At 30.2% G+C, this 6,655-nt stretch carries 9 protein-coding genes and 1 pseudogene; 2 read left to right on the plus strand and 8 right to left on the minus strand.

All coding sequences use genetic code 11. From position 1 onward, the window contains the following. Positions 1-53: 53 nt before the first annotated feature. Genes G3997_RS05415 through ureA form a run of 8 tightly spaced genes read right to left on the minus strand, consistent with a single transcriptional unit; the run spans position 54 to position 5,634 of the window. Positions 54-854: an urease accessory protein UreD gene (locus G3997_RS05415; RefSeq protein WP_296644104.1), complete on the minus strand. Its 801-nt coding sequence runs from the start codon at positions 852-854 to the stop codon at positions 54-56. Continuing rightward, the gene (gene ureG / locus G3997_RS05420; RefSeq protein ID WP_296644105.1) at positions 847-1,467 is read right to left on the minus strand and encodes an urease accessory protein UreG; all 621 of its coding nucleotides are present in this window, start codon (positions 1,465-1,467) and stop codon (positions 847-849) included. Before ureG ends, G3997_RS05415 begins: the two co-directional genes overlap by 8 nt. 19 nt (positions 1,468-1,486) lie before the next feature. After that, the gene (locus G3997_RS05425) at positions 1,487-2,188 is read right to left on the minus strand and encodes an urease accessory protein UreF (protein ID WP_296644107.1); all 702 of its coding nucleotides are present in this window, start codon (positions 2,186-2,188) and stop codon (positions 1,487-1,489) included. A gap of 23 nt (positions 2,189-2,211) precedes the next feature. Then, positions 2,212-2,682 carry an urease accessory protein UreE gene (locus tag G3997_RS05430; protein WP_296644110.1) on the minus strand — a complete coding sequence of 157 codons (471 nt, stop codon included), beginning with the start codon at positions 2,680-2,682 and terminating at the stop codon, positions 2,212-2,214. A gap of 12 nt (positions 2,683-2,694) precedes the next feature. Then, positions 2,695-3,204, minus strand: coding sequence for an AmiS/UreI family transporter (locus G3997_RS05435; protein WP_296644112.1), 510 nt, complete (start codon positions 3,202-3,204; stop codon positions 2,695-2,697). 17 nt (positions 3,205-3,221) lie between these two features. Beyond that, positions 3,222-4,940, minus strand: a complete 1,719-nt coding sequence (gene ureB, locus G3997_RS05440; RefSeq protein ID WP_296644115.1) for an urease subunit beta — start codon at positions 4,938-4,940, stop codon at positions 3,222-3,224. Between the two features lie 14 nt (positions 4,941-4,954). After that, entirely contained in the window at positions 4,955-5,317 is a 363-nt protein-coding gene (ureB, locus tag G3997_RS05445; RefSeq protein ID WP_296644118.1) for an urease subunit beta, read from the minus strand. Between the two features lie 14 nt (positions 5,318-5,331). Beyond that, entirely contained in the window at positions 5,332-5,634 is a 303-nt protein-coding gene (gene ureA / locus G3997_RS05450) for an urease subunit gamma (protein ID WP_296644120.1), read from the minus strand. Positions 5,635-5,898: 264 nt separating this feature from the next. On the opposite strand from ureA, the gene G3997_RS05455 reads away from it, so the two are divergent. Both G3997_RS05455 and G3997_RS05460 read left to right on the plus strand, forming a co-directional pair. Continuing rightward, entirely contained in the window at positions 5,899-6,177 is a 279-nt protein-coding gene (locus G3997_RS05455; RefSeq protein ID WP_296644121.1) for a hypothetical protein, read from the plus strand. Then, positions 6,119-6,655, plus strand: a pseudogene (locus tag G3997_RS05460) (hypothetical protein); the annotation flags it as partial. The gene G3997_RS05455 and the pseudogene G3997_RS05460, both read left to right, overlap by 59 nt.

Raw genomic sequence — 6,655 nt, forward strand, 5'->3', positions numbered from 1 at the left:
TTTGGAYAAYCTTCTTTTTTAATAATTTAGTTTAAAAGATATAATTATATTATTTAATTTAAATCTAATTCCATTAAATAATTACTTATCTTATCACTAACTTGAATTAATTTATCTGAGCTATACCCAAATATTTTAATACTTATATCATCATTTTGAGTTAAAGAAGCTCCTCCTTCAACCNNNCTATTTTTTAAGATTCCTCTAATAGTATGTAAAACTTCGTCATTGCTTGTGAAATTTGCTATTAACATATTAGCAAAATGAGTGTATCCTTCATACATACCAAAATTCTCTATATCCATMTCACTTGGATTATAGTTAGTATTGTCTACATATACAAGATTATTATCRCATTCAATATCTACATATGATTTATAATATTTATATTTAAATTTTTCACCATATGCTACCCTACCACAATTTATGATATCCATAAATATTAGCTTAGATGATGAATCTTCAAGCTTTATATTTATGTTACTTTTAAATGCAGAGTCTTTAAATGGAATTGTAGGWAGYAWRTTATATCTWARAAAGCTATTTTCCCCTATATATATACYACARTCTCTAGTTGCCTCTTCGTCTATCATAGTATGTATTTTTTCAAAAGACTGTGAAGTAAGTTCCATCTTAGTATTATCACCTAAAGTTATATCATACTCTTGAACATCACCTTCTAAAGTTCCTGCTGAAGATGACATAACTATAACTTTTATAAAGTCATCACTTTTATAAAATGGTGGAGCAACTCTAAATGGAGATGTACAATAAACATCATCAAGTATAGTTCTTCCATTTTTATTTAAAGTTCTTAGTTTTACTTTTGAAATTTCTGCATATTTATTACTCATATTGGTTTAACCCTTCTAGTAATACATTGGATTTTATCCAATCTACAACATCATTTACTCCATCCATTTCTCTAATATTAGTGAATATAAATGGTTTATCATCTCTCATTTTCTTTGAATCTCTTTCCATAACTGAAAGGTCTGCTCCAACATATGGAGCTAAGTCAATTTTATTTATAACTAATAGGTCAGAACGAGTTATTCCTGGTCCACCTTTTCTAGGTATCTTATCTCCTTCTGCCACATCTATTACAAATATTGTAGCGTCTGATAATTCTGGGCTAAATGTTGCTGATAAGTTATCTCCTCCACTTTCTATAAATATTATATCAAGGTCTGGAAATTTATTTGCTAATTCATCAACTGCTTCTAAGTTCATAGATGCATCTTCTCTAATAGCAGTATGAGGACACCCTCCTGTTTCAACTCCAACGATTCTTTCCATTGGTAGTATTGAGTTTTTGTGTAAAAACTCAGCATCTTCTTTTGTATATATATCATTAGTTATTACACCAATGCTATAATCCTTTGACATTACTCTTACTAATTTTTCTATTAAAGCAGTTTTTCCAGATCCTACTGGTCCTGCTACACCTATTTTTACATATGACATAGTAATCACTTCCTTTCAATTAAGACATATAAAGTCTTGAGTAAAGAGTTTCATGTTGCATACACCTTACGTCAAATCCTGGTGTTGAGATGCATAAATCATCTATTGTAAGTTTATCTAGTTTGTTAATAACTTCTTCAAATATATCATAAGATTTGTAAAGTAATTGCTGACCTTGAGTCTGGCTAAGAGGAATACTTTTTACACAATTTGTAATCGTTGACGACGTATAAGAGTATAAAAATCCTTCTATCGCTTTTTTTCTTTCAATACCTACTGATTGACTAAATACACCATATGCAACAGTATGAGTAGGTAAATTGTCCTTACTTTCATTTACATAATCTATGAAATTATTATTTTTATACTGAATATCAGTACTCATTAATGTCTTTATAAATCTTGAGCCTAATTTTTGGCTTGCTAATCTTATTTCCTTAGGTGATTTACTTGCATTTAATATGTTGTCTAATCTCATTAATTTATCTAAACGACCTTTATCTGCATATTCATAGGATAAGTTTATAGCCAACAATTCACTGTATAAAAAATTAGCTTTTAGATTGCACTTTAAATATTCAAATGCAGTATCTACATTATTAACTAATTTCTTTTGTATATATGTTTCAAGTCCATATGAATGACTATATGCTCCTATTGGAAATAAAGAGTCATTTATTTGAAATAACATAAATAAATTTTTATCTATAGAACTTTTCATGTGTATATCCCTTTATTAAAATTTTAATGATGATGTGCATTTATAGATGATGATATACTTTTGTTAAAATCAAATTGAACATCTTCTACTGTAACATTAGCACCTATTTTTTCTAACATTTCTTTCATTGGTTCACTATAGATAGTCACAAATTCATTATGACTATCTCCCTCAAATAAAGTAGCATGTCTGTTACCTATTTCATAGCAAACCTTTGGTACTAGATGAATGTCATCAACTTTAACAACTAATGCCTTATCCTTAGGGATATTAACTGCTATAATACTATCTTCATTTACAGCTAGTACATCACCTTGACGAAGACCTTTAGTTAATATATCATTATCTAATTTTATACCTACTTCTATTCCACTTTGACTAGTTTTTTTGTGAAGTTTTTTAAATGCTTCATGCCATTCTATATCAACATAGTCAACTTTACTATTTTTAAATTTATCATCATTTATATTTCCAATTACTTTTTCAACTAACATATAAGCTCCTATTTACCATAAATTTGTTAATATCATAAAGCCTGGTATCCAAGCTGTAACTATACCTTCAAATATTGCTAAATATGGTACGAAGCTTAGATGTTTCTTTAATACATTTTCTATAAAACCTGTTAGCCATAAAATACCCCATAGTATCCATATTATAGCCATTCTCCAGTCGCCATTTACAAAATACTCTATATAAGCTGCCGGTACTGAGTTAATTGCAACGAATAAACTATACCAACCATATAATCTATTATCTAAGTTGAATATTCCATTTGCAGCTACAAATAAGTATGTAAATCCAAATAACAATCCTGTAGCTGCTGAATAAAAGTCTCCAATATCATCCATTGTATGGAAGTCTCCATGTACAATAGTTATGATATTAATAGTTATAGATAATAAACCTGTAAATATATTCATTACTGCTGCTGATTTATTGTCAATATTTGAAAGTCTTGCAATACCATTATTTATTAATACTATACCTACGTATAATAAAACTACTCCTAGCATTTTTATCTACCTTCTTTTTAGAATAAATTATATCTTTGAGCTAAAGGCAATTCTTTTGCTGGTTCACATTTTAGTAAAACACCGTCTGCTTTAACTTCATATGTTTCAGGATTTACTGTTATTTCTGGTGTTGCATTATTTAAAATCATATCTTTTTTACCTATATTTCTACAGTTTTTAACTGGATATATAGTCTTTTTAAGACCTAATTTTTCATTTACTTTATTGTCATATGCTGCTTGTGATACAAATGTTATATTATTTCTRTATTTAGCTTGYCCATGWGCTCCRAACATTTCTCTRTAGATTACAGGTTGTGGAGTTGGTATTGATGCATTAGGGTCTCCCATTCTAGAAGCTGCTATCATACCACCTTTTATTATCATTTCTGGTTTTATTCCAAAGTAAGCATTATTCCATACTACTAAATCTGCAAATTTACCAACTTCAACAGATCCTATATAATCAGAAACACCTTGTGCTATAGCTGGATTTATAGTATATTTTGCTACATATCTTCTAGCTCTGAAGTTATCATTATCWCCTGTTTCTTCTTTTAATGGACCACGTTGTAATTTCATTTTATGAGCAGTTTGCCAAGTACGAGTTATAACTTCTCCAACTCTACCCATAGCTTGAGAGTCAGAACTCATTATACTAAATACACCCATATCATGAAGTATATCTTCTGCTGCTATAGTTTCTGGTCTTATTCTTGAGTCTGCAAATGCAACGTCTTCTTCTATTTTTTTACTTAAGTGGTGACAAACCATTAACATATCTAAATGTTCATCTATTGTATTTACAGTAAATGGCATAGTTGGGTTTGTAGATGCTGGTAATACATTTTCAAATGCTGCTGCTTTTATTATGTCTGGAGCATGTCCTCCTCCTGCACCTTCTGTATGGAATGTATGTATAGTTCTTCCACCTATTGCCGCCATTGTATCTTCTATATATCCAGCTTCGTTTAATGTATCTGTGTGTATTGCAACTTGAACATCATATTCATCAGCTACACTTAAACAAGTATCTATTACTGCTGGAGTTGCTCCCCAGTCCTCATGTATTTTAAGTCCAACTGCTCCTGCTAATATTTGCTCTTTTAATGCACCTTTTGTTGAACAGTTACCTTTACCAAAGAATCCTAAGTTTATTGGGTATTCTTCTGCTGCTTCAAGCATTCTCTCCATATTCCAAGGACCAGGAGTACATGTAGTAGCATTAGTACCATCAGATGGACCTACTCCACCACCTATCATAGTTGTTACACCACTATATAAAGCTGTAGGTATTTGTTGTGGAGATATAAARTGTATRTGAGTATCTATACCACCTGCTGTAACTATTGCACCTTCTGCTGAAAGAGCTTCTGTACCTGCCCCAACTACCATATTAGGATCTACTCCATCCATAGTGTCAGGGTTTCCTGCTTTACCTATTCCAACTATTTTTCCATCTTTTATACCTATATCAGCCTTTACAATACCCCAGTAATCAAGTATTAATGCGTTAGTTATTACTAAGTCTAAATCTCCATTTTTATTGCTTCCTGTAGCTGATTGTCCCATACCATCTCTAAGACTTTTTCCTCCACCAAATTTACATTCATCACCGTAAACTGTGTAGTCTTTTTCTACTTCTATAAATAAATCTGTGTCTCCAAGTCTTACTTTATCTCCAACAGTTGGACCATACATTGATATATATTTATTTGCTTCTATTTTTTGACTCATATTTATCACCTACCTTATTTAATAAATCCTTTTATTTTTGCATTTTCTAATGATTTTTTTATAGTTGCATCATTTGTTTGACCTTCTGTTAAAGCATTAAATCCAAATACTCTTTGAGTACCGCCAAATGCTACTAAATCTACTTCTTTTTCTTCTCCTGGCTCAAATCTAACAGATGTTCCTGATGCTATATCTAAGTGCATTCCATATGCTTTTTCTCTATCGAAGTTTAATGCTTTATTAGCTTCAAAAAAATGATAGTGAGATCCTACTTGAATAGCTCTATCTCCACTATTTGCAACTTTTAAAGTAGTTGTATTTTTACCCTCATTTATAGTTATTTCGCTTTTAGCTGGTATTATTTCTCCTGGTACCATAATTTTCACCTCTTTTATTGAATTGGATTGTGTACAGTTACTAATTTAGTTCCATCTGGGAATGTTGCTTCGATTTGAACTTCATGTAAAACTTCAGCAACACCTTCCATAACATCATCTTTAGTAAGGATTTTTGTTCCTAAGTTCATTAACTCTGGAACTGACTTTCCTTCTCTTGCTAATTCTAAAAGTTCTGATGATATAAGTGCAGTTGACTCTACAAAGTTTAATTTTATTCCTCTATTTTTTCTGTCTTTTGCTAATTCACCTGCACAATGTAACATTAATTTTTCAATTTCTTTAGGTGTAAGTCTCATAAATGCCTCCTTTTATAAAATTTATACAACTTAATTATTTGCCAGCTTATAGATTTTTATACTATTTTTTAACTAAATTAATTATAAATAACAAAAATAGTTTTAATTTTTACTTTTCATTTCTWGTTTTAATTTTTACTTTTCATTTCTTTTTATAAGATAATAAAATTTGTTTAANATGTAATAAAAAACAAAAAGTGTGAAAACATATCAATATAAATTATATTTATTTATATTTAATATTAAATGAAATGGAGTGATAAAATGATTATTCATGGTGACGTCGCATTTATGATTATATCTACAGTTCTTGTTTTAATCATGACACCAGGATTAGCATTCTTTTATGGAGGTTTAGTTGAAAAGAAAAATTCTTTAACTATAATGTTCCAATGCTTTATAGCAATAGGAGTAGTTACAATTTTATGGATATTTGGCGGCTTTGGTATGGTATTTGGAGATGATATAGGTGGTATTATAGKWTATGTATCAATTAATGTTCGCCATAATTACAGCCCCTTTAATGACTGGAGCTTTTGCTAATAGAATTACTATTAGTGGATGGATAAAAGTATTAATATTATGGATGATATTAATTTWTKGATGCTTAGGAGGCCTACGTGTATTAGGAAGTAGAAAAGTTAAAAATCAACACGGACCATTTAACTTAGCTTTAGTTGCAATAGGTGCAGGTCTTTTACTATTTGGATGGTTTGGATTTAATGCAGGTGGTTCATTAGCTGCAGCTGATACTGCAAGTATAGTGTTTACAAATACAGCTGTTGCAAGTGCATTTGGTATGATTACATGGAGTATTCTTCATTATATAGAGCACAAAAGTTTTTCATTTTTAGAAATGATTGTAGGAGCAGTTGCTGGTCTTGCAACTATAACTCCAGCTGCAGGATATATTACACCATTTGCTTCAATATTTGTAGGTATTTTAGGTGCTTTAGTTTGTTTCTTCTGTGTAATACTTGAGAGAAAACTATTTGATGATGCCTTAGATGTTTGGGGTACT

Origin of the sequence: Romboutsia sp. 13368, from assembly GCF_018336475.1 — a bacterium.
Taxonomy (GTDB): domain Bacteria; phylum Bacillota; class Clostridia; order Peptostreptococcales; family Peptostreptococcaceae; genus Romboutsia.